The 20,646-nt window shown below is 58.8% G+C and carries 16 protein-coding genes; 8 read left to right on the top strand and 8 right to left on the bottom strand.

Features of this window, described 5'->3' with window-relative positions:
• The first annotated feature begins 27 nt into the window (after positions 1-27).
• Together ACM6I5_RS03690 and ACM6I5_RS03685 are read left to right on the top strand one after the other, a co-directional pair.
• Positions 28-1,149 (top strand): HlyD family secretion protein, encoded by a 1,122-nt coding sequence (locus tag ACM6I5_RS03690; RefSeq protein WP_414883218.1) that lies wholly within the window; start codon positions 28-30, stop codon positions 1,147-1,149.
• Positions 1,146-2,738, top strand: coding sequence for a DHA2 family efflux MFS transporter permease subunit (locus ACM6I5_RS03685; protein ID WP_414878013.1), 1,593 nt, complete (start codon positions 1,146-1,148; stop codon positions 2,736-2,738). Before ACM6I5_RS03690 ends, ACM6I5_RS03685 begins: the two co-directional genes overlap by 4 nt.
• Positions 2,739-2,771: 33 nt before the next feature.
• On the opposite strand, the gene ACM6I5_RS03680 is transcribed toward ACM6I5_RS03685, so the two are convergent.
• Positions 2,772-5,357 carry a putative mucin/carbohydrate-binding domain-containing protein gene (locus ACM6I5_RS03680; RefSeq protein WP_414883217.1) on the bottom strand — a complete coding sequence of 862 codons (2,586 nt, stop codon included), beginning with the start codon at positions 5,355-5,357 and terminating at the stop codon, positions 2,772-2,774.
• Between the two features lie 227 nt (positions 5,358-5,584).
• A complete protein-coding gene (locus tag ACM6I5_RS03675) occupies positions 5,585-6,025 on the bottom strand; it encodes a carboxymuconolactone decarboxylase family protein (protein WP_017339756.1) in 441 nt (146 codons plus the stop codon).
• A 259-nt stretch (positions 6,026-6,284) separates the two neighbouring features.
• Here ACM6I5_RS03675 and ACM6I5_RS03670 point away from each other — a divergent pair, with 259 nt between their 5' ends.
• The 3 genes from ACM6I5_RS03670 to ACM6I5_RS03660 all read left to right on the top strand — a co-directional run bounded on the left by ACM6I5_RS03670 (position 6,285) and on the right by ACM6I5_RS03660 (position 10,281).
• Positions 6,285-6,791: a sigma-70 family RNA polymerase sigma factor gene (locus ACM6I5_RS03670; protein ID WP_017339757.1), complete on the top strand. Its 507-nt coding sequence runs from the start codon at positions 6,285-6,287 to the stop codon at positions 6,789-6,791.
• Positions 6,791-7,750, top strand: coding sequence for a FecR domain-containing protein (locus ACM6I5_RS03665; protein WP_414883216.1), 960 nt, complete (start codon positions 6,791-6,793; stop codon positions 7,748-7,750). The genes ACM6I5_RS03670 and ACM6I5_RS03665 overlap by 1 nt, the downstream gene beginning before the upstream one ends.
• Positions 7,751-7,851: 101 nt before the next feature.
• Positions 7,852-10,281, top strand: a complete 2,430-nt coding sequence (locus ACM6I5_RS03660) for a TonB-dependent siderophore receptor (RefSeq protein ID WP_414883215.1) — start codon at positions 7,852-7,854, stop codon at positions 10,279-10,281.
• Positions 10,282-10,429: 148 nt separating this feature from the next.
• On the opposite strand, the gene ACM6I5_RS03655 is transcribed toward ACM6I5_RS03660, so the two are convergent.
• The 3 genes from ACM6I5_RS03655 to ACM6I5_RS03645 form a co-directional block, all read right to left on the bottom strand.
• Entirely contained in the window at positions 10,430-11,872 is a 1,443-nt protein-coding gene (locus ACM6I5_RS03655) for a mechanosensitive ion channel domain-containing protein (protein WP_017339760.1), read from the bottom strand.
• A 181-nt stretch (positions 11,873-12,053) separates the two neighbouring features.
• Positions 12,054-12,680, bottom strand: coding sequence for an isochorismate family cysteine hydrolase YcaC (ycaC, locus tag ACM6I5_RS03650; RefSeq protein WP_007907677.1), 627 nt, complete (start codon positions 12,678-12,680; stop codon positions 12,054-12,056).
• A 72-nt stretch (positions 12,681-12,752) separates the two neighbouring features.
• Positions 12,753-13,619, bottom strand: a complete 867-nt coding sequence (locus ACM6I5_RS03645; RefSeq protein ID WP_414883214.1) for a pirin family protein — start codon at positions 13,617-13,619, stop codon at positions 12,753-12,755.
• Positions 13,620-13,723: 104 nt separating this feature from the next.
• Here ACM6I5_RS03645 and ACM6I5_RS03640 point away from each other — a divergent pair, with 104 nt between their 5' ends.
• The 3 genes from ACM6I5_RS03640 to dkgB all read left to right on the top strand — a co-directional run bounded on the left by ACM6I5_RS03640 (position 13,724) and on the right by dkgB (position 16,193).
• Positions 13,724-14,632 (top strand): LysR substrate-binding domain-containing protein, encoded by a 909-nt coding sequence (locus ACM6I5_RS03640; RefSeq protein ID WP_017337618.1) that lies wholly within the window; start codon positions 13,724-13,726, stop codon positions 14,630-14,632.
• Between the two features lie 96 nt (positions 14,633-14,728).
• Positions 14,729-15,268 carry a PaaI family thioesterase gene (locus tag ACM6I5_RS03635; RefSeq protein ID WP_017337617.1) on the top strand — a complete coding sequence of 180 codons (540 nt, stop codon included), beginning with the start codon at positions 14,729-14,731 and terminating at the stop codon, positions 15,266-15,268.
• Positions 15,269-15,389: 121 nt separating this feature from the next.
• On the top strand, positions 15,390-16,193 hold the full coding sequence (dkgB, locus tag ACM6I5_RS03630) for a 2,5-didehydrogluconate reductase DkgB (RefSeq protein WP_414883213.1): 804 nt from the start codon (positions 15,390-15,392) through the stop codon (positions 16,191-16,193).
• Between the two features lie 3 nt (positions 16,194-16,196).
• Here dkgB and ACM6I5_RS03625 read toward each other — a convergent pair whose 3' ends face one another.
• The 3 genes from ACM6I5_RS03625 to ACM6I5_RS03615 form a co-directional block, all read right to left on the bottom strand.
• Positions 16,197-19,433, bottom strand: coding sequence for a transporter substrate-binding domain-containing protein (locus tag ACM6I5_RS03625; RefSeq protein WP_414883212.1), 3,237 nt, complete (start codon positions 19,431-19,433; stop codon positions 16,197-16,199).
• Positions 19,434-20,069: a response regulator transcription factor gene (locus ACM6I5_RS03620; RefSeq protein WP_017337614.1), complete on the bottom strand. Its 636-nt coding sequence runs from the start codon at positions 20,067-20,069 to the stop codon at positions 19,434-19,436.
• A 108-nt stretch (positions 20,070-20,177) separates the two neighbouring features.
• Positions 20,178-20,591 carry a chemotaxis protein CheY gene (locus ACM6I5_RS03615; protein WP_017337613.1) on the bottom strand — a complete coding sequence of 138 codons (414 nt, stop codon included), beginning with the start codon at positions 20,589-20,591 and terminating at the stop codon, positions 20,178-20,180.
• Positions 20,592-20,646 lie beyond the last annotated feature (55 nt).

The following is a 20,646-nucleotide window of genomic DNA, read 5'->3' as shown; positions in this document are numbered from 1 at the left end:
AACGCCGATTTCCACAGGTAATCCTCCATGACCAGCATGCCCAGCCTTGAACCCGACGTCGCTGTTGCGGTGAGCACGCACAAGCCTCCCCTGCTCAAGCGCCTGATCCTGCTGACGCTGGCCATTGCTGCCCTGGTATTTGCAGGCCTTTACGCCGCCCACTGGTGGACCGCCGGGCGTTTCATCGAAGAAACCGACGACGCCTACATTGGCGGCGACGTGACCGTGATCGGGCCGAAGGTCGCGGGTTACATCGAAGAAGTGCTGGTCACCGACAACCAGAAAGTGCAGGCCGGCGACGTGCTGATCCGCCTCGATTCCCGTGACTACCGCGCCCACCTGGCCAAGGCCGAAGGCGCGGTCGCCGCCGAAGAAGCCTTGCTCGCCAACCTCGACGCCACCGAACAACTGCAACAGGCGGTGATCGGCCAGGCCCGTGCCGGGATTGCTGCCACGGGCGCCGAAACGGCCCGCTCCCGGGATGACGACGTGCGCTACAAAAAACTGGTCGGCAGCAACGCTGTCTCGGTAGAAAGCGCCCAACGCGCCAACGCCACCTTCAAGACCGCCCAGGCACTCAGTGCCCGGGCCCAGGCCGAACTTCTGGCCGCGCAACGCCAACTGAATGTAATCGCCACGCAGAAACAACAAGCCCGTGCCGCGCTGATGCAGGCCCGCGCCGAGCGTGACCTGGCGCAGTTGAACGTCGGTTACACCGAACTGCGCGCGCCCATCGACGGCGTGATCGGCAACCGCCGGGCGCGGGTCGGCGCGTACGCACAGGCCGGTTCGCAACAGTTGTCGGTGGTGCCGGCGAGCGGGTTGTGGGTCGATGCCAACTTCAAGGAAGACCAACTGGCACACATGACGCCGGGTCAACGGGTGGTCATTCATGCCGATGTGCTCTCGGGTCAGGTATTCCACGGTCATCTGGACAGTCTCGCGCCAGCCAGTGGCTCGCAATTCAGTGTGTTGCCTCCGGAAAACGCCACCGGCAACTTCACCAAGATCGTGCAACGGGTGCCGGTGCGGATCGTGCTCGATCCGGCCGATGGCGTGCTCGGTCATCTGCGTCCGGGCCTGTCGGTCACTGCTGAAGTGGACACGCGCAAGGAGCCTGAAACCCCTGCCGTGGCCCGCGCACCATGAGCCGCGCCCTCGCCGCCCCTGCGCAACCGTTCAACGCCGCCAGCATGGCGACGGCAACCAAGGTGTTGGCCTTCGCCAGCATGTGCATCGGCATGTTCATTGCGCTGCTGGATATCCAGATCGTCTCCGCGTCATTGCGCGATATCGGCGGCGGACTGTCGGCGGGCACCGACGAAACCGCGTGGGTGCAGACCAGTTACCTGATCGCCGAAATCATCGTGATTCCACTGTCCGGCTGGCTCTCGCGAGTGTTCTCGACACGCTGGCTGTTCTGCGCTTCCGCGGTGGGTTTCACCCTGGCCAGCCTGCTCTGCGGCGCGGCCTGGAATATCCAGAGCATGATCGCCTTCCGCGCGTTGCAAGGTTTTCTGGGCGGCTCGATGATCCCGCTGGTGTTTACCACGGCGTTCTTTTTCTTCACTGGCAAACAACGGGTGATCGCCGCCGCGACCATCGGTGCGGTGGCGTCATTGGCGCCGACATTGGGCCCGGTGATCGGCGGCTGGATCACCGACATTTCGTCCTGGCACTGGCTGTTCTACATCAACCTGGTGCCGGGGATTTTCGTCGCGGTGGCGGTGCCGATGCTGGTGAAGATCGATCAGCCGGAACTGTCGCTGCTCAAGGGCGCCGACTATCTGAGCATGGTGTTCCTGGCGCTGTTCCTTGGTTGCCTTGAATACACCCTCGAAGAAGGCCCGCGCTGGAACTGGTTCAGTGACCGCACGATTCTGACCACCGCATGGATCAGTGGCCTGGCCGGTCTGGCGTTCATTGGTCGAACCTTGCACGTGGCCAATCCGATCGTCGATTTACGCGCCCTCAAAGACCGCAACTTTGCCCTCGGCTGCTTCTTCTCATTCGTCACCGGGATCGGCCTGTTCGCCACGATTTACCTGACGCCGCTGTTTCTCGGCCGAGTGCGTGGCTACGGCGCGCTGGACATTGGTCTGGCGGTTTTCTCCACCGGGGTGTTCCAGATCATGGCGATTCCGCTGTACGCCTTTCTGGCCAACCGCATCGATCTGCGCTGGATCATGATGACCGGCCTCGGGTTGTTTGCGTTATCGATGTGGGACTTCAGCCCGATCACCCATGACTGGGGGGCGAAAGAATTGATGTTGCCGCAAGCCCTGCGCGGGATTGCCCAGCAACTGGCAGTACCGCCCGCAGTCACCCTGACACTCGGTGGACTGGCGCCGGCCCGGCTCAAACACGCTTCAGGACTGTTCAACCTGATGCGCAACCTCGGCGGCGCCATTGGCATCGCCGCGTGTGCAACCATCCTCAATGACCGGACCAACCTGCATTTCACCCGCCTGGCGGAAAACCTCAACAGCACCAACGAAGCGCTGAATCAGTGGCTGTCCCAGGTCGGCAACAACTTCGCCACCCTCGGCCAGAGCGGTGACGTGGGCATCACCGCCAGCCTGCGCCAGTTATGGCTGCTGACCTACCGCGAAGCGCAGACGCAAACCTACGGCGACGCGTTCCTGATGATCGGCGCTTGCTTCGTCATCGCCACGGCGATGGTGCCCTTGATGCGCAAGGTGCAACCACCGGCCGCGCCGAGTGCGGATGGTCATTGAGTCGTGTGGGTTACATCTGTCAGCAACGCTTTATCAGGACTCGTCTGCCATCGCAGGCCAGTAGCTGGACAGACTGAGAACATCCGGCCTGCTAACATGAACATGCTGCACCTGCGCCGTCGAAGTTGCCTCCTGATTATGATTATTTACAATTCGGGCGCGTACGGGCTCCCTATGCATAACAGTCAACTTAGTTCCAGGCACAAAAGGTAACTCCACGTCGAGCGCTTCTGCCGGCACGTCCCCGCGTAGTTCATGAAAATGAATGATTTCTCCCTCAGGCGATTTCAACATGATCGATATATACACAGAACTGAAATACGCATGAGGGCGAACAGCATGCATCACCAGACGAATATTCCCCGCCCAGGTATTCATTTCCATGTCAGCTACACTATGCCCGCCAAGTCCTTCAAGACGCCATGTAAAACGAGTACCGGAAATTGTTTGATTGACCGGTGCAGGGTGGAATTCAAGCGTGCGATAGCGCTCAAACAGCTGACTTTTAATCGGCTCCGCAAATGTATTGATCGCTCGACGAAAGTCCTGTTTGATCGGATGCCCATCGTGCAGAGCAAGATGTGGAAGTCGTGCAAAAATCGCCGTATTCTTATCAATTTCAAGCCTTAAATTTTCGCCCGCATCGGTCCCATAACTGATATTTACTAGCCCCTGATTGGTTATCTTCAATGTATTGTTTTCAATGTTTTCAATCACCGCCGATGCCGAACTATTAGAGACGGATATACGACTGGATTCCTTATGAAATAATTCGATAACATACCCCATTGCAATTGGAACTTCCGCAGAGAACAATTCCGTGTACTGGCCCTGCATCTCACGAGAAAAAACAACATCCCCCTGTTCATCCTTTACTATGACTCGGGCATACACAGCCTCCTTGAAATAGACGTGTGGTCTTGAGTAAACAACATCCATCAAAAGGCACCCAGTCGAAACATTTATGCCAATTTTACAAAAAATGCCAGCCAAGCCTCCGAGGAATATGGTTTGATCCGCCAAACCACTTGCATAAGATTTTCTGTAAACACAGTTAAATACACCACCCGCTTGGGTTACTGCTACATAACAGCTAACGGGCTGATATTCGCCTTCTTCAGCAGACGGCAACTCCACGACATAAAGCCCCAACGGCAACTTTTCTACGAAAATTGTTGCATTCTCTATTTTTACAACCCTCGCCGCTCCCCGCCCATCGCTCAATAAAAACGACTTACCATTCAGTTCATTATAAACATCAGGTTCAAAAACAAATGACATGTCAGCTGTCAACCCTGTAACGCTGAGCTGCTTACAGCTGACCAGGTCCAGAGGACTTCTCAGCCCCAGCTGCGCCTGGACAGGTTTGAGATGATTTTGCTGAACAAGTCGATAAACAGGGTAAAAAGGTATGGCGTTACTATATGCATTCTCAATCATCTGTCGCGAAGTCAGTGACACTTTTGCAAATGACATAAACTCGGAAACATTGACATTGGCCACATCGATGGCGACAGCACTCAATAAATCCATCGCAAGGTAATTCTCTGGTTTAAACCCGGCACCATTACTCAAGCGACGATAGCGCCGGTAAAACTCGATAATACCTTGCTCGCCAGTACGATCGAATATCAACAACAAGAAAAATAAAATCGCACTCAAATCCCCGCCAACCGTACCCGAATCAAAGTGCTCCCTGAGTAACCCGTAAAGACGTTCCTCACCGCTGGCGTATAACCATCCAACTTTATAGTAATCCTCCCCCAACACCTTTTTCTGATAGTGCGCAGCCAGAACGTTATTCCATACTTCCCGGAGATAGACGGTACTATAATTCGCGAACATCCCCTCGTACCCATGACCTATTTCATGAATACTTCCCCAATTGGAACCCTTGATATTCAGCCAAAAATTCGCGACAGAATCAGAGGATTGAGCAGTCCATGCGTGTCCATAATAGGCCGCACCACGTCCTGACTTATCGGCCTTCATAAAAAAACGATTAGGTATGTTTTTGTCGGTAAGCGCGACCGGATTGAATGAGAGACCCGCCAGGTAATTGAAGTACTCGAAAATGCCGTCATAGTAATCGACCAGACTCTTCAACCCGGTTGCCTGATGCAATGCTTTCAAGGTGTCTTTATCTTTAGCTGGAATAAGAATCTTCGCGCAAGCAGAGTCAACCACTGCGTATTCGGCTTCCTGGGAATCCCAATCCTGAAAAAAAAGATCGGCATCATACGCCACACTATAAAAAGGAAGACACTTTAAATCACCAAGCACCTCCACTTCAATATTGACGATTTCACCTCCTTTTTCGGTATATGGAGTAGAAAAAAATGGGACAGATACGTAACTTACATAAACTTCCGCCCACTCAGTAGTTACCTCGTAATGAGCTTCAGTTTTAGAGTCATCGTTCAAACAGTTCAACGTTACGCCGCTGTTTGACGCCGGGAATGTTTGCCGAAATCGCATCTTCCCCCCTGCCAGAACGATTATCATCAAGGGGGATCGATCGTGATAGATACCTTTACTTAAACCCGAGTCAAGCAACCAGCCAGGTCTTTCAAGGCAGCAAATCTCATAGAGACGAGATTTGAAATCTACGCGGGTCATAATCATTCCTTCGACAGTGCAGTAATGGACGTCGAAGGAATACTAAAACTGGCAGACAAGCCTGAGTAACTGTCACAATTAACAGCTGACTAGATCTTTTCCACATAAGCCGGCCGAATAAAATAATTAACCAGAAAAGCAAATTGTAGCGACACCCTGACCGCGGCCAGTGGACCTTGATGCGCAAGGAATAACCACCGGCCGCGCCGTCAGCGGACGCTCATTGATCAGGCTTGAGGCGTCTTGCGGAAACCGACAGCCAGTCGATTCCAGCTGTTGATGGTGGAAATCGCCACGGTCAGGTCGACCATTTCCTTGGGGCTGAACTGCGACGCAACCACTTCGTAATCTTCGTCCGGAGCGTGGGTCAGGCTCAGTTGGGTCAGGGATTCGGTCCAGAGCAACGCCGCGCGTTCGCGATCGGTGAAGAACGGCGCCTCGCGCCAGGCCGTCACGGCGAACAGGCGACGTGGGGTTTCCCCGCCCTTGATGGCATCGGCGGTGTGCATGTCGATGCAGAAGGCGCAGCCGTTGATCTGCGAGGCACGCAGCTTGACCAGTTCGATCAGGTTCTTTTCCAGCGGCAGCTTCGATACAGCGGTTTCCAGGGCGATCATGGCTTTCAGTGCATCAGGGGAAGCGGTGTAGAAATCGGTACGAGCTTTCATGTCGGGCTCCAGGAGCAAGTGAGGGTGGAGCTACGTTAATCCCGCAGGCCGGCTGCTCAAATAGCCAATATTCCAGAAGTCGAGGAGGCCACCGGCCTGGCCACCGCAGGCTGCGCCTACGAATAAGCAGCGTTCGCTCAACCCCCATAAAAAATAAAGTCTGTCAGGCTGATTGCCAGCACTCGGTCCACGCCACTAGAATGCGATCAATTCTTAATTGCAACCAGGCCCGGACGCCCGAAACGAGTATCTGCCCCCCATGTCGTCAGCCGACCAGCCTTCGAACCAGCACATCCACACCCTCTACAGCGAACACCACGGTTGGCTTCAGGGATGGCTGCATCGAAAACTCGGTAACCGCTGCGACGCGGCCGACCTGGCCCACGATACCTTCCTGCGCCTGTTGACCCGACAAGCCGTCAAACCCTTTGGGAGCGAGCCTCGTGCCTTGCTGACGCACATCGCCAAGGGACTGGTGATTGACCGCTGGCGACGCCAGGACATCGAGCGCGCCTATCTGGAAACCATCGCTCAACTGCCGGTCGCCGAAGTGCCGTCGCCGGAAACCCGCCTGCTGATTCTCGAAACCCTGATGCGCATCGAAGCGCTGTTGCGCGAATTGCCGGCGATCACTCGCGAGACCTTTATGCTGTCGCAGATCGAGGGGTTGACCTATGTACAGATCGCCTCACGCCTGAGTGTGTCGCTGATCACCGTCAAACGGCACATGCGTGCCGCGTTCATTGCCTGCCTGAGTGTCGCCTGATGAATTCGACGATGATCAACCCGCAGATTCTCGGCGAAGCCGCCGACTGGCTGGTGCAGTTGCATTCAGGGACCGCAACGCCGTCCGACCATCAGGCCATTGCCCATTGGCGCAGCCGCAGTGCCGAGCATGCCCAGGCCTGGCTGCGGGCCGAAGCGCTGCTCGGCGAGTTTCGCAACGTTCCGGCCAATCTCGCCATCCAGACCCTGCAACGGGCTTCACGCAAAGAAGGCCTCAGCCGTCGCCAGACCCTCACGCGCGTGGGCTTGTTCCTGATGGCCGGCCCCTTGGGCTTCGCCTCGCAACATATGCCCTGGCAGCAATGGACGGCCGATCAGCGGACCGCCGTGGGCGAACAGAAACGCCTGCAACTGCCTGACGGCAGCGAGGTGCTGCTCAACACGGAAAGTGCCGTCAATATTGCCTTCAACGGGCTTGAGCGGCGCGTCATGTTGCTGGATGGCGAAGCGTTGATCAGCGCCGCGAGGGATTCAGGTGCACGGCCGTTTATCGTGGAAACCCCGCAATGCATAACCCGCGCGTCGGGTGCCCGGTTTTGCGTGCGGATCCATGGTTCGCGCAGCCAGGTGTCCGTACTCGAAGGGCTCGTGGAGGTCACGCCGCTGTTGGTTTCACAGAGCGCCACCCTCAAGGCTGGTGAACGCCAGAGCTTCAGGCTCGACCGGTTCGACCCGGTGGAACGTTTCGACACCAGCGCCCTGGCCTGGGACAAGGGCATGTTGCTGGCGAACAATATGCGCCTGGATGAATTGCTTGGTGAGTTGAGTCGCTACCGTCCCGGCGTGTTGCGCTGCCATGCGGATGTCGCCGGGCTGCGAGTGTCGGGCGCGTTCTCCCTGCGTGACACTGACGCCAGCCTGCGTCTGCTCAGCGATACGCTGCCGCTGAAAATCAGCAGCCTGACCCGCTATTGGTTGTCGGTCGAACCGCGGGTCTGAAGGCACCGCCATTTTCTTTCACTGCTCCCTGATACCTTTCCGCGTTTCGTTCGGTGTGTGGATAGACCCTTTCAATTCCACGCGCTCGACAGGAACGCCGAATGACTTCAACGCCATTGCACCGCCCCGCCGATTTCCCGCTCAAGGCCCTGAGCCTGAGCATTGCCCTGGCCTTTAGCGCGTTGATGCCCGTGTCCAGCCAGGCCGCCGACGCCATCCATGAAAATACCAGCCGCGACGTCAACATCGGACCGGGGTTGCTCAGTCAGACGCTGGCGCAATTCGCCGTGGCGACCGGGGTGCCGCTGTCGTTCGATCCGGCACAACTGGGCGATCGCCAAAGTCCGGGATTGCAGGGCAACTACAGCGTGCAATCGGGCTTCGCGCAATTGCTTGAGGGCAGTGGTTTCGAGCTGATCAGCACGGGCGGGAACGGTTACACCGTGGCGCCGCGAATCGCCATCGACGGCGCGCTGGAACTGGGCGCTACCAACGTCAGCGCCATGAGCGACGACAACGCTGACACCTACGGCGGCGGCCAGGTCGCCAGGGTGGCGCAGGTCGGCATGCTCGGTAATCAGGCCGTGAAAGACTTGCCCTTCAGCGTCACCAGTTACACCGCCAGGACCATCGCCGACCAGCAAGCGCAGACCGTGGGCGATGTGTTGCTCAATGATGCCTCGGTGCGCCAGTCCGCCGGGTTTGGCAACTTCTCCCAGGTGTTCATGATCCGCGGTTTGCCGCTGCTGTCCGATGACATTTCCTATAACGGTCTTTACGGCATCTTGCCCCGGCAGATCATCGCCACCGAAGCCCTTGAACGGGTCGAGTTGTTCAAAGGACCGAATGCTTTCGTGAATGGTGTCACGCCCAGCGGCAGCGGGATTGGCGGTGGCGTCAACCTGCAACCCAAACGCGCCAGCGATGTGCCGACCCGCAGCGTCACCCTCGATTACAGTGACGATGGCCGAGTGGGTGGGCATCTGGACCTGGGCCGGCGCTTTGGCGAAGACAACCGCTTCGGAGCCCGGGTCAACCTGCTGCAACGCGAAGGCGCCACCGCCGTCGATGACGAAGACCGTCGCTCGTCGCTGATCAGCGTCGGCCTGGACTATCGCGGCGATCGCCTGCGTGTGTCCACGGACCTGGGCTACCAGAAACAGGTGATCAATCAAGGTCGTTCGGTGGTGTACGTCGACTCGTCCTTGCAGAAAGCGCCCAAGGTACCGGACGCCAACGCCGGTTATGCGCAGAGCTGGAGCTATTCGCAACTGGAGGACACCTTCGGCATGGCCCGCGCCGAATACGACCTCAGCGACAGCTGGACAGCCTACGTCTCCGGTGGCGCCAAACACACCCGGGAAAACGGCGTGTATTCATCGCTGACCGTCACCGACCTCAACGGCAATGCCCGGGGCGGCATGCTGTACTCGCCACACGACGAGGACAACAAAAGCCTGATGACCGGCCTCAACGGCCACTTGTACACGGGGTCGATCAGTCATCAATTGAACCTGGGCCTCGCGGGTATCTGGGGCCAGCAACGCTCGGCGTTCGAAACCATAGGTGCCGCCACGCGCTACAGCACCAACCTCTACGACGTCACCGATAAACCGCGCCCAAGCCCGACATCGTTCGCCAGCGACATTCACGATCCGCGCATCGTCGGAAAGAACACCCTGCGCAGCGCGGCGGTGTCCGACACTCTGGGCTTCATCGACGATCGCGTCTTGCTCACCCTAGGCCTACGGCGCCAGACACTGAACGTCGACGGCTGGAACACCACCACCGGCGCGCGCACTTCAAGCTATGAAGAGTCGATCACCACGCCGGTCTATGGGCTGGTGATCAAGCCGTGGGAACACGTTTCGTTTTATGCCAACCGCATCGAAGGCCTGGCCAAGGGCCCGACGCCGCCGACCACCGCACTCAACCGCGACGAAACCTTCGCCCCGGTGCGCAGCAAGCAAATCGAAGCCGGCGTGCGCCTGGACATGGACACTTATGGCGCGAGCCTGGGCGTGTACCGCATCGAACAGCCCTCGAGCTACACCCAGAACGGCCTCTTTCGGGTCGACGGCCAGCAGCAAAACAAAGGCGTGGAATTGAACATATACGGCGAACCGCTCGACGGTCTGCGCCTGCTGAGCGGTGCGACGCTGATGAAGACCGTGATCGAAGGCAGCACCAACGGTATCAACGACGGCAACCGCGCGGTCGGCGTGCCACGCTTTCAACTCAACGTCGGGGCCGACTGGGACGTGCCGGGAATCGAAGGCGCGGCGCTCAGTGCACGGATGTTGCGCACGGGTGGGCAATACCTGAATGCTGCCAACACTCAGAGCATTCCAGCGTGGAACCGCTTTGATGTCGGGTCGCGGTATGCGTTCAGGCTTGATGAGAAGGAAATCACCTTGCGCGCCAACCTGGAGAACGTAGCGAACAAGGCGTATTGGGCGTCGGCAAACGGTGGGTATCTGACGCAGGGAACGCCCAGGACGTTGAAGGTGTCGGCGACGGTGGATTTCTGATCTGAGTCAGGCGGTGAGCCTGCCGCCGCCATCGCGAGCAGGCTCCCACAGTTGAACTCCAGTGAAGCGAAAATTTGCGTTCGACACAGACCCATTGTGGGAGCTGGTTTGCCAGCGATCCGCGCAGCGCGCCATCCAGCACAGATCACTAGGCCCGACTGCGCAACCACTGCAAAAACCCCTTCTTCGCCACCACCTTCGGTGCTTCCTGGGTCAACGTCTGCGCCTTGTGCAAACGGAAATCCAGCAGCGCCTTCATCGCTTCGCCGATGTCATGCCGCGCATCCAGGCACGGTTTGAGGTAGTCCTTCTCGATCCGGTACAGGCTGCAAGCGGTCTTGGCACTGAAGTCCGCCGGCAGCGCCGTATCCGACAGGATCCCGCCCTCGCCGATCACTTCGCCCGGTCCCATGCGCCCGGATTCGAACTTGACCCCGGCACGGCTCAGCGTCACCGAGACCACGCCGGATTCGATGATGAACAAATGATCGCTGACCTCCCCCGCCGGCAGGATCACCTCCCCCGGACGGAAGGTTTGCAGGGTCATGTGTTGTGCGAAAGTTTCTTTCTCTTCCTGACGCAACGTCGAGAATATCGCCGAGCTTTCCAGCAACGCCCGTGGCCGTGACAGCCCCGCCGGCGCATTCGATTCGACGCTGGACAAAAGGCTCACGCCCGATGCCTGCAAATGCCGGAACGCGAGGTCGAACAGCAGATTGCGCACCATGCGCTTCTGGTCCATCGAGACCACGAAGCCACTGATTTCGTACTCCACGCCGGTGGCGCTCGAGCCTTTGAGGGCCACGCACGGCGCCGGTTTGGCCAGCAGATATCGGCACCCCTCCATCGCCCGTTCCAGCGCATCGATCACTGTTTGCGGCCGCTCATGCGGGCTGAGTTGCAGACTGATCGATACACCGAAAATGTCACTCGGCCGGCTGAAGTTGATGATCTTGGCCTTGGCCGCCAGCGAGTTGGGAATCACCGCCATGCTGCCCTGGGCGGTTTGCAGGCGCGTGGCACGCCAATCGATGTCGGTGACCCGACCTTCGGTGCCGTCGATGGAGATCCAGTCATCCAGTTGATAGGGTTTGGTGGTGTTGAGGACGATCCCCGAGAACACGTCGCTGAGGGTGCTTTGCAACGCCAGGCCGACGATGATCGCCAACGCACCGGAGGTCGCCAGCACGCCTTTGACCGGCAGGTCGAGCACGTAGGCCAGGGCCGCGATGATCGCGATCAGGAAAATCACCGCGCCGAGCAAATCCTGGAGCAAGCGCCCGGTGTGCCCGACGCGCTGCATCATCACCGCGCCAATCAACACCGTCAGGGTGCGCGCGCCGAACAGCCACCAGCCAATCTGCAAACCGGTCGCCGCCAGGTGCAGCGGCACATTGTCAGCCCAGGGCGCTGGCTCCAGCGGATTCAAACCCTCGTTGAACAGCAGCATGCTGAACAACGCGAAAATCACCAGCCGCACCACCAGTTTCCAGTTGCTGCCGCCGGCACTGATCAGGCGCCACAATCCCAGGTCGATCAGGATCAGGATCAGGGCGCTGATCAACGGGTGATTGGTGAGCAGTGACAGCATCAAACGACTCCAGGCATGTACGGATGGGCACAGTGTAGGAGCAAACGCGGGCCAGTGAACAATACAAAAACCTGTGGGAGCGAGCCTGCTCGCGATGGCGGTTGAACAGACACATTTGCAGTGACTGATCGACCGCTATCGCGAGCAGGCTCGCTCCCACAGGTTATGGGTGTTGCCAGATTTATTTGCTGTTGGTCAGCGTGTTGTAGCTGGTCATCAGGTTGCGGTAGTCCGGGATGTGGTTGGAGAACAGGGTCGCCAGGCCTTCCACATCGTTACGCCAGTCGCGGTGCAGCTCACACGCCAGGCCGAACCAGGTCATCAGTTGCGCGCCGGAAGACGACATGCGGTCCCAGGCCGATTGGCGGGTCAGCTCGTTGAACGTGCCGGAAGCGTCGGTCACCACGAACACTTCAAAGCCTTCCGCCAGGGCCGACAGCGCCGGGAATGCCACGCACACCTCGGTCACCACGCCGGCGATGATCAGTTGCTTCTTGCCGGTGGCCTTGATCGCCTTGACGAAATCTTCGTTGTCCCAAGCGTTGATCTGGCCAGGACGGGCAATGTACGGCGCATCCGGGAACAGCTCCTTGAGTTCAGGCACCAGCGGACCGTTGGGGCCGGTTTCGAAACTGGTGGTGAGGATGGTCGGCAATTTGAAGTACTTGGCCAGGTCGGCCAGGGCCAGCACGTTGTTCTTGAAACGGTCTGGATCGATGTCCCGCACCAGTGACAGCAGGCCCGCCTGATGATCCACCAACAGAACGGCGGCGTTATCCTTGTCGAGACGTTTGTAAGAAGTAGTCATGGGGTAATCCTCGCTTTTATATCGATGCCGAACGGGCCGGCGACTGGGTTTGGTGATTTCGTTTCAATCTGTTCAACCGCTCATCCGCCCAAACCGACCCGACTGAAAGTCGGCAAAGGCCTGGTGGATTTCCTGCTCGCTGTTCATCACGAACGGGCCATGGCCGACGATCGGTTCGTCGATCGGCTCGCCGCTGAGCAGCAACACCACTGCATCGTTATTGGCTTCCAGACTGATCTGGTTGCCATTGCGTTCGAACAAAGCCAACTGTCCTTCGCGCACCAGTTCCAGGCCGTTGACCTGAACCGTGCCGCGCAGCACCACCAACGCGGTGTTGCGGCCTTCATGCAGGTCGAGGGCCAGCAACTTGCCGCCGTTGAGGCGCAGGTCCCAGACGTCGACCGGGGTGAATGTCCGCGCAGGACCGGTGTGGTCATCGAACTCGCCGGCGATCAGACGCAGGCTGCCGGCCTTGTCCTTGAGCGGGATTCTCGGGATGTCGCCATCGAGAATCGTCTGGTAACCGGCGTCGGCCATTTTGTCCTTGGCCGGCAGGTTGACCCACAGCTGGACCATTTCCAGGGTGCCGCCGGTTTTGGCAAAGCCTTCGGAGTGGAATTCTTCGTGAAGAATTCCCGAGGCGGCGGTCATCCATTGCACATCGCCCGGGCCGATCTTGCCGCCGCTGCCGGTAGAGTCGCGGTGCTCCAGTTCGCCCTTGTAAACGATAGTCACGGTTTCGAAACCGCGGTGCGGATGCTGACCAACGCCACGACGCTCGGTGGTCGGGGTGAATTCAGCGGGACCGGCGTGATCCAGCAGCAAAAACGGGCTGATGTGTTTGCCAAGGTTGTCGTAGGAAAACAGCGTACGAACCGGAAAACCGTCGCCGACCCAATGGGTCCGTGGGCTGGTGTAAATGCCGATGATGTTTTTCATGCTGCCTCCAAATCTGTGGTTTGACGCGATGAACAAAGCTTAAAACCGAACCCTTTGGTGCGCTAGACTGCAAAAATCAGCCTTAGCGTTCTATATGGAGAACGATGGTGGAAGACCTCAACACCCTCTACTACTTCACCCAAGTGGTGGAACATCAGGGTTTCGCCGCGGCAGGGCGGGCGCTGGACATGCCCAAATCGAAGCTCAGCCGGCGCATCGCCGAGCTCGAAGAGCGCCTCGGCGTGCGCCTGTTGCATCGCACCAGCCGGCATTGTTCGCTGACGGAAATCGGCCAGGCCTATTACCAGCGCTGCCTGGCCATGCGCGTAGAAGCGGAAAGCGCCGCCGAACTGATCGAACGCAACCGTTCCGAGCCCCAGGGCCTGGTGCGCATCAGTTGCCCGACCGCGCTGCTCAATTCCTGGGTCGGGCCGATGCTGACCCGCTACATGCTCAAGTACCCGCTGGTGGAGTTGTTCATCGAGAGCACCAACCGCCGGGTCGACCTGATCCACGAGGGCTTCGACATTGCCCTGCGCGTACGTTTTCCGCCGCTGGAAAACACCGACATGGTGATGAAGGTGCTGGGCAACAGCACCCAATGCCTGGTGGGTAGCCCGGCGTTTGCCGAGCGCTTGTCGACGCCCGCCTCCCCGGCCGATCTCAGCGGTTTGCCCAGCGTGCATTGGGGCGCGGCGCAGCGTGAATACCAGTGGGAGTTGTTCGGCGCGGACGGCGCCAGTGCGCTGATTCGGCACGCGCCACGCATGGTCACCGATGACCTGCTGGCGTTGCGTCACGCGGTGCTCGCGGGCATTGGCGTCGCGCACCTGCCTTGTGTGGTGGTGCGCGATGACATCGCCGCCGGACGCCTGGTCGAACTGGTGCCGGGCTGGGCGCCCAAGTGCGGGATTGTCCACGCGATCTTTCCCTCTCGCCGTGGACTGCTGCCGTCGGTGCGAGCGTTGATCGACTTTCTGGGGGAGGAATTCAGTCACAGCGATATTGCGTGAGGGATTCGACACGCGGGGCTGGCGGAGATTTTATTTCGGACATAATATCAGCACAGATTACAACCATAATATCAGCGCCCGTCCGAGGACATGATCATGCAGAGCCCCAACCGAGAAGCCACCCTCGCCCAATGGATTGCCCAGGAAGACGCCATGCGCGCACGTCTGGCCGCCCCCGGCAGTCTGTCGATGGCCGAGGTCAGCGCGCTGTCGCCCAGCGAATTCTTCGACGGCATCGGCAACGGTGAACTGCCCTCTCCGCCCATTGGCACGCTGATGGATTTCATCCCCATCGAATGGTCGGCCGGGCTGTTCATTTTTCAGGGCACACCGGATTCGCGGCATTACAACCCGCTAGGCAGCGTGCATGGCGGCTATGCGGCAACCTTGCTGGACTCGTGCATGGGCTGCGCCATTCACACGCAACTGAAAAAGGGCCAGGGGTATACGACGCTGGATCTGCGCATCAGCTATGTTCGTGCGTTGACCGGCGCCAGTGGGCCGGTGCGGGCCGAGGGCAAAATCGTCCATCTGGGACGTTCGACGGCGCTGGCCGAGGGGCGGATTTATGATGTGGATGGGCGGTTGTATGCGACGGGTTCGACGACTTGCATGATTCTTGAGGCGCGGGGGTAGCCTTTAAGATCAAAAGATTCATGACTTGCGGTAAACATTGCTTTGCCCCACCAGCGGTTTTTCTCAAGGATACGCACGCGGATACTCGTGCCCATTCCCACTGCAAACCCTGGAGTCATTGATGTCTATTCCCGCATTCGGTCTTGGTACGTTTCGCTTGCAAGGCCAGGTGGTCATTGATTCGGTGAGCACTGGCCTGGAACTGGGCTACCGCGCCATCGATACCGCGCAGATCTACGAGAACGAAGCCGAAGTCGGCGAGGCCATCGCGGCCAGCGGCGTCGCCCGTGAGGCGCTGTTCATCACCAGCAAGATCTGGGTGGCCAACTTCGCCAAGGAGCGCTTGATCGACAGCCTCAAGGAAAGCCTGCAAAAACTGCAAACCGACTACCTGGACCTGACCCTGATTCACTGGCCATCGCCGGAAGACCAGGTGCCGGTCGAAGAATTCATGAGTGGCCTGCTCGAAGCCAAAAAACTCGGCCTGACCCGGCAGATTGGCGTCTCCAACTTCACCGTCGACCTGATGAAACAGGCGATTGCCGCCATCGGTGCCGAGCACATCGCCACCAACCAGATCGAGCTGCACCCGTACCTGCAAAACCGCAAGGTCGTCGAGTTCGCGCAGAGCCAGGGCATCCAGATCACTTCCTACATGACCCTGGCGTACGGCGAAGTGCTGAAAGACCCGGTCATCCGGCAGATTGCCGATAGCTTGCAAGCAACGCCTGCGCAAGTGACGCTGGCCTGGGCGATGCAATCGGGTTACGCGGTAATTCCTTCGTCGACTAAACGCGCCAACCTGCAAAGCAATCTGAAAGCCTGCGACCTGACCCTGAGTGACGCCGACATGGCGCTGATCGCCGGTCTTGAGCGCGGCCACCGCCTGACCAGCCCCAAAGGCATCGCGCCGAACTGGGATTAACCCTCAACCCTGCGCCAGGCGTTGGTCCAGCCGAGTCATGGCCTGCTGCAGCAGATCAACCGCGAGGTCGATCTGCGCAGCATGGCCCTCCCTGCAGGCACGCTCCAGCGTCTCGCAACACTCGATCAGACCGACCGCTCGAATCATCAACGCCCCACCCTTGATACGGTGCGCAAGCGTGCGAAGCACTTGCTGCTGGCCGCTCGCATGCGCCTCGAGCAGTTCATCCCGATCAGTGCGATTGGTCATGACCACGTCGTGCAGCAATTGCGTGATCAACTCCTGGTCGCCACCGACGTATTGCAGCAAGCCGCTCAGATCGATCTCGGCGTTTGCAGATGCTTCGGTGGTCGACTCCTGCCCGTCGATAAATTTCGAGGCCAGCCAGGCACTCAGTTCCGGCAGGCCGATCGGTTTGAACAGGCAATCGTCCATGCCCGCCTCCAGGCACCGAGCCTTCTCATCAGGCTGAGCATTGGCGGTCAACCCCAGGATCAGCGTTGGCGGCAATCCCTGTGCACGCTCTTCATCGCGTATCGCCCCCGTCAATTCATAACCGTTGCACACCGGCATGTTGCAATCGGTCACGACCACATCAAACTGAAATTCGCGCCACATCTCGAATCCTTTCCGCCCCTCCTCGGCGACCATCACGCTGTGTCCCAGATAGCCCAACTGCCGGGACATCAACAGACGGTTGGCCGGGTAATCATCAACTACCAGAATCGTCAGCGGACGCGTCTGCTCCAACCCTTCGTCTTCGGGCACAGCGCAGGAGGGCAGCGCAAGCAACGCGGGCAGTTCAAGGCAGACTTCGATCCGCGTACCCCGTCCAAGCGTGCTGTCGAGGAGCAATCGGCCGCCCATCATTTCGCACAACGTCCGGCTGATTACCAACCCCAGCCCGGAACCTTGCCGGCCTGAATGCGGATTGTTGCCGGCCTGCACGAACGAACTGAACAGTCGCTGCTGATCGAGTGCGCTGATGCCGATGCCGGTGTCTGCAATACGCAGGCTCACCGCTCGACGCCCTGCTACGCCAGGTTCGACCTGCAATGTCAGGCTCACTTCGCCTTCGCGGGTAAACTTGATCGCATTGCTCAGCAGATTGGACAGCACCTGCTTGAAACGCGTGGGATCGATCAACACATCGCAATCGCTTTGATCGCCCAGTTCGACGCGCCAATCCAGATTCTTCTGCCGTGCCAGCCCCTCGAAGACCCGGCACACCGACTCGACCAGCGAGCGCAAATTGGCCCGTTCCGGTGTCAGGGACAAATGCCCGGACTCGATACGCGCGATGTCCAGAATGTCGCCAATCAACGCCAGCAATTGTTGGCCGGCACTGGATGCCACTTCGATGGCCGGACGGTCGATAACGCCTTTATCCGCCTGCTTCAGAGCCAGTTCGAGCATGCCAAGCAACGCATTCATCGGCGTGCGGATTTCATGGCTCATGGTGGCCAGAAACGTGGTTTTCGCACGGTTGGCATCGTCCGCGGCGTCCTTGGCATCCTGCAACTGACTGAGCAATTGCTGACGCAGTCGAATCTGCCGACGCTGCCAGGCGATCCAGACCAGCGCCAGCAACAACAAGGCGCCGGCGGCGGCAAAGGCCTGGAGAATGTCCTGACGGTGACCCAGCCAGAAGCTTGGCTCGACCATCAGGTCATTTCTCCAGTTGCTCGTCATTGCATCGATTTCTTCGAGTGGAATGCTGAGCAGCGCCTTGTCCAGAATCGAATGCAGCACCACCGCCTCGCGACCGGTTGCCAGGGTGCTGCGGGCCGGGTCGGTGCCGACGGTGCTGGTCACTTGCAGCCGGTCCCGATACTGCCGTGAAATCATGACCCTGGCACCGATCAGCGAGTTGATGCCGCCATCCGCGCTGCCTTGGGCAACCATTTCCATCGCTTGCGCCGTTAATGGCGCATTGACCAGTTTGATCTGCGGAAAGTGCTGACGAATGAACTCACCGGTGCTGTTGCCCTGGGTCAGGGCCAATGTTTTACCGGCCATTTCATCCAGTGTCCGGGGACTGCCCGGCGCGATACGCGTCACCAGCACATTGGGACTGGTCAAAAACGGTCGGGTGAAACGCAATTCGGTTTCACGTTCGACGCTGGGGCTGATCCCGGCGACCAGATCGACCTTTCCGGTCCTGATCCACTCCAGCATTTGCGCCACTGACCGGGTCGGTTGAATGTCGAACTTCAAACCTGTGCGCAGGCTGATTTTCGCCAGTACATCAATGCTGATGCCCCGATACTTGCCCTCAGGGTCGATGAAGGAAATCGGCATGAGGTTTTCGTTGATCGCTACTCGGACGCGCGGGTGGTCGTCGAGCCAGCGTTGTTCGATCACGCTGAAGAGCGGGGCCTGAGTGCCTGCGATGGAGGTCCCGCTGCCGCCCCATCGGCGCAGGATGTTCATCCGTTCATTGGTCGGGATAGCAGCCAGCGCCCGGTTGACGATGCGTTGCAGCTGATGATTGTCGTTGCTCATCGCGAAGGCGAAACGACCGGACTCCAGAAGCGCAAAATCGGCCAGTTGAACATTGTTGAGGTAGTTTTTGCTGATCAGGTAGTTGGCGCTGATGGCATCGCTGAGGACAGCATCCGCCTGACGGAACGCTACGGCCCCCACCGCCTCAAGCGTCGAGGGATACAGTTCGACATTCGCCTTGGGATAAAACGCCCGCACTTGCTGCTCGGGCAAATAGTGGTAGAGCATCGCCAGCCGTTTATTGGCGAGATCGGGGTCAAGCGGCGCCGTCGAATCCGTACGGGTCAGCACGACGGGTTGATCGTCCGCATAGGCAGCGGACATCCGCAACTGTGGGTCCTCGACCTCGTAACGATTGGCTGTTCCCAGCAAATCAGCCTTGCCTTCCTTGATCGCCCGCACCGCCTCGTCTCGCGATGCATAGCGACGAACATCGATTTCCACCTGCAATAACTGCTTGAGCAACCCGGCATAGTCAGCCGTCAATCCTTCGTAATCGGTGCCGGTGGTGGTGATGTCGAAGGGTGGATAATCCGGCGCCGAGATGGCCAGCACCAACCGGCCCTTTTGCCGCAGCAACCGCGAATCGGCATCCGCCAGTTTGACGTCGTAGCCGTCGACAGCGGAGCGTCCCAGCAATTTCAGGGTTTGCGGTTGTGCGTCGACGCGGGATATCCATAGACAGCCCAGCAGCGCGAGGAATAGCAGGCAACGCAAACGCCGGAAGGTCTTCATTCAGATCAATTCATGGCGTCTGGCGAAATGACTCAGGTGTACATTGGATTCAACGTTGAGTTTTTCTTTCAGTCGGGTCTTGTAGGTGCTGGTGGTCTTGGGACTCAGGTTCATGAGTTCAGCGATTTCCTTGTTGCCCAATCCCTTGGCCAGGTACACCAGGATTGTCAGTTCGCGATCGGAAAGCCTGTGGATCATCTCCTTCTCGTTGCATTGCAGCGTGCTCAGCGCCACCGAACTCGACGGCAGCTTGGCGAAATAGGTGTAACCGGCCATCACTGCATGCACTGCCTCGTGCAGATGCTGCAAATCGTTGGACTTGGAAACGTACGCCACGGCACCGGCACGCATGCAACGGTCCTGATAAAACCGAGGGTCCTGGCCGGTGAAAACCAGTACTCGGCATCGCTCATCACTGGCCTGGATGCGGGCCAGTACTTCCAGCCCGCCGAGACGGGGCATCATCAGATCCAGCACCACCAGATCAGGTTGATGCTCACGAATCGCCGAAAAGACCTCGTTGCCGCTGGATACCTCGTGAATCGGATGAAACCCCTCCTGTTTAAGCAGTATTTTGACGGCTGCGCGAACCACCGGATGGTCGTCCGCAACCACCGCTGATCTCGCTGGCTTCATGGCAACTCCTGTGCAAAGGCACGACAATTGAGCAATCAATACCCATGGGCCAGGCCCGGGCAGTACGTGGGGCTGCGCGAAGACTCTTGCATGGAAATCCGCGCCAGACTACCTGACAGAAATGACAGTGCCGACGAACGGTAATCGTGGATCAACTGTTGCCATCAACCGCTGAATGCATGCCAGATCAGGCAGCGCGGCGAGGCTCACCTGTACCTTCTGCTGCACGCACGCAGGGATCGACGGCAACTTCACCTGCTCGCCGTCATAGATCAATGCGTGGCGAACCTGTGGGTTATCGAGGACAAAACCAGGCAGGTCGAACGCTTCACCCGCCAGCGAGGCATTGATGACCACCAGATCAAAAGGCTCGCTCCCGTATTCGACCAGCGTCAGCAATTCCGCCAGGTCTCGCACCGGCGCCACGCGGTAGTAATCGAGCCGGTTGAACAGGCGCTCGATTCTCATCCGCTGGAAATGCTGCTCGTCGGCAATCAGGATACGTAACGCTTTGTTAGGCAACCGGGGCCCCCAGGAGGGTTTCAGATTCGTGAGGCCGCAAGGCTACGGAAGAGCC

It is taken from the genome of Pseudomonas sp. IT-P171, from assembly GCF_949767765.1.
Lineage (GTDB): Bacteria > Pseudomonadota > Gammaproteobacteria > Pseudomonadales > Pseudomonadaceae > Aquipseudomonas > Aquipseudomonas fluorescens_B.
This window is presented reverse-complemented; position numbering and strand designations above follow the sequence as displayed.

Excerpts from the sequence above, each read along its gene's own strand:
- ycaC (WP_007907677.1), bottom strand. The coding sequence starts at position 12,680 with ATGACTACTTCTTACAAACGTCTCGACAAGGATAACGCCGCCGTTCTG.
- ACM6I5_RS03680 (WP_414883217.1), bottom strand. The coding sequence starts at position 5,357 with ATGACCCGCGTAGATTTCAAATCTCGTCTCTATGAGATTTGCTGCCTT.
- ACM6I5_RS03655 (WP_017339760.1), bottom strand. The coding sequence starts at position 11,872 with ATGCTGTCACTGCTCACCAATCACCCGTTGATCAGCGCCCTGATCCTG.
- ACM6I5_RS03635 (WP_017337617.1), top strand. The coding sequence starts at position 14,729 with ATGCAGAGCCCCAACCGAGAAGCCACCCTCGCCCAATGGATTGCCCAG.
- ACM6I5_RS03645 (WP_414883214.1), bottom strand. The coding sequence starts at position 13,619 with ATGAAAAACATCATCGGCATTTACACCAGCCCACGGACCCATTGGGTC.
- ACM6I5_RS03685 (WP_414878013.1), top strand. The coding sequence starts at position 1,146 with ATGAGCCGCGCCCTCGCCGCCCCTGCGCAACCGTTCAACGCCGCCAGC.
- ACM6I5_RS03675 (WP_017339756.1), bottom strand. The coding sequence starts at position 6,025 with ATGAAAGCTCGTACCGATTTCTACACCGCTTCCCCTGATGCACTGAAA.
- ACM6I5_RS03625 (WP_414883212.1), bottom strand. The coding sequence starts at position 19,433 with ATGAAGACCTTCCGGCGTTTGCGTTGCCTGCTATTCCTCGCGCTGCTG.
- ACM6I5_RS03620 (WP_017337614.1), bottom strand. The coding sequence starts at position 20,069 with ATGAAGCCAGCGAGATCAGCGGTGGTTGCGGACGACCATCCGGTGGTT.
- dkgB (WP_414883213.1), top strand. The coding sequence starts at position 15,390 with ATGTCTATTCCCGCATTCGGTCTTGGTACGTTTCGCTTGCAAGGCCAG.
- ACM6I5_RS03665 (WP_414883216.1), top strand. The coding sequence starts at position 6,791 with ATGAATTCGACGATGATCAACCCGCAGATTCTCGGCGAAGCCGCCGAC.
- ACM6I5_RS03640 (WP_017337618.1), top strand. The coding sequence starts at position 13,724 with ATGGTGGAAGACCTCAACACCCTCTACTACTTCACCCAAGTGGTGGAA.
- ACM6I5_RS03660 (WP_414883215.1), top strand. The coding sequence starts at position 7,852 with ATGACTTCAACGCCATTGCACCGCCCCGCCGATTTCCCGCTCAAGGCC.
- ACM6I5_RS03670 (WP_017339757.1), top strand. The coding sequence starts at position 6,285 with ATGTCGTCAGCCGACCAGCCTTCGAACCAGCACATCCACACCCTCTAC.
- ACM6I5_RS03690 (WP_414883218.1), top strand. The coding sequence starts at position 28 with ATGACCAGCATGCCCAGCCTTGAACCCGACGTCGCTGTTGCGGTGAGC.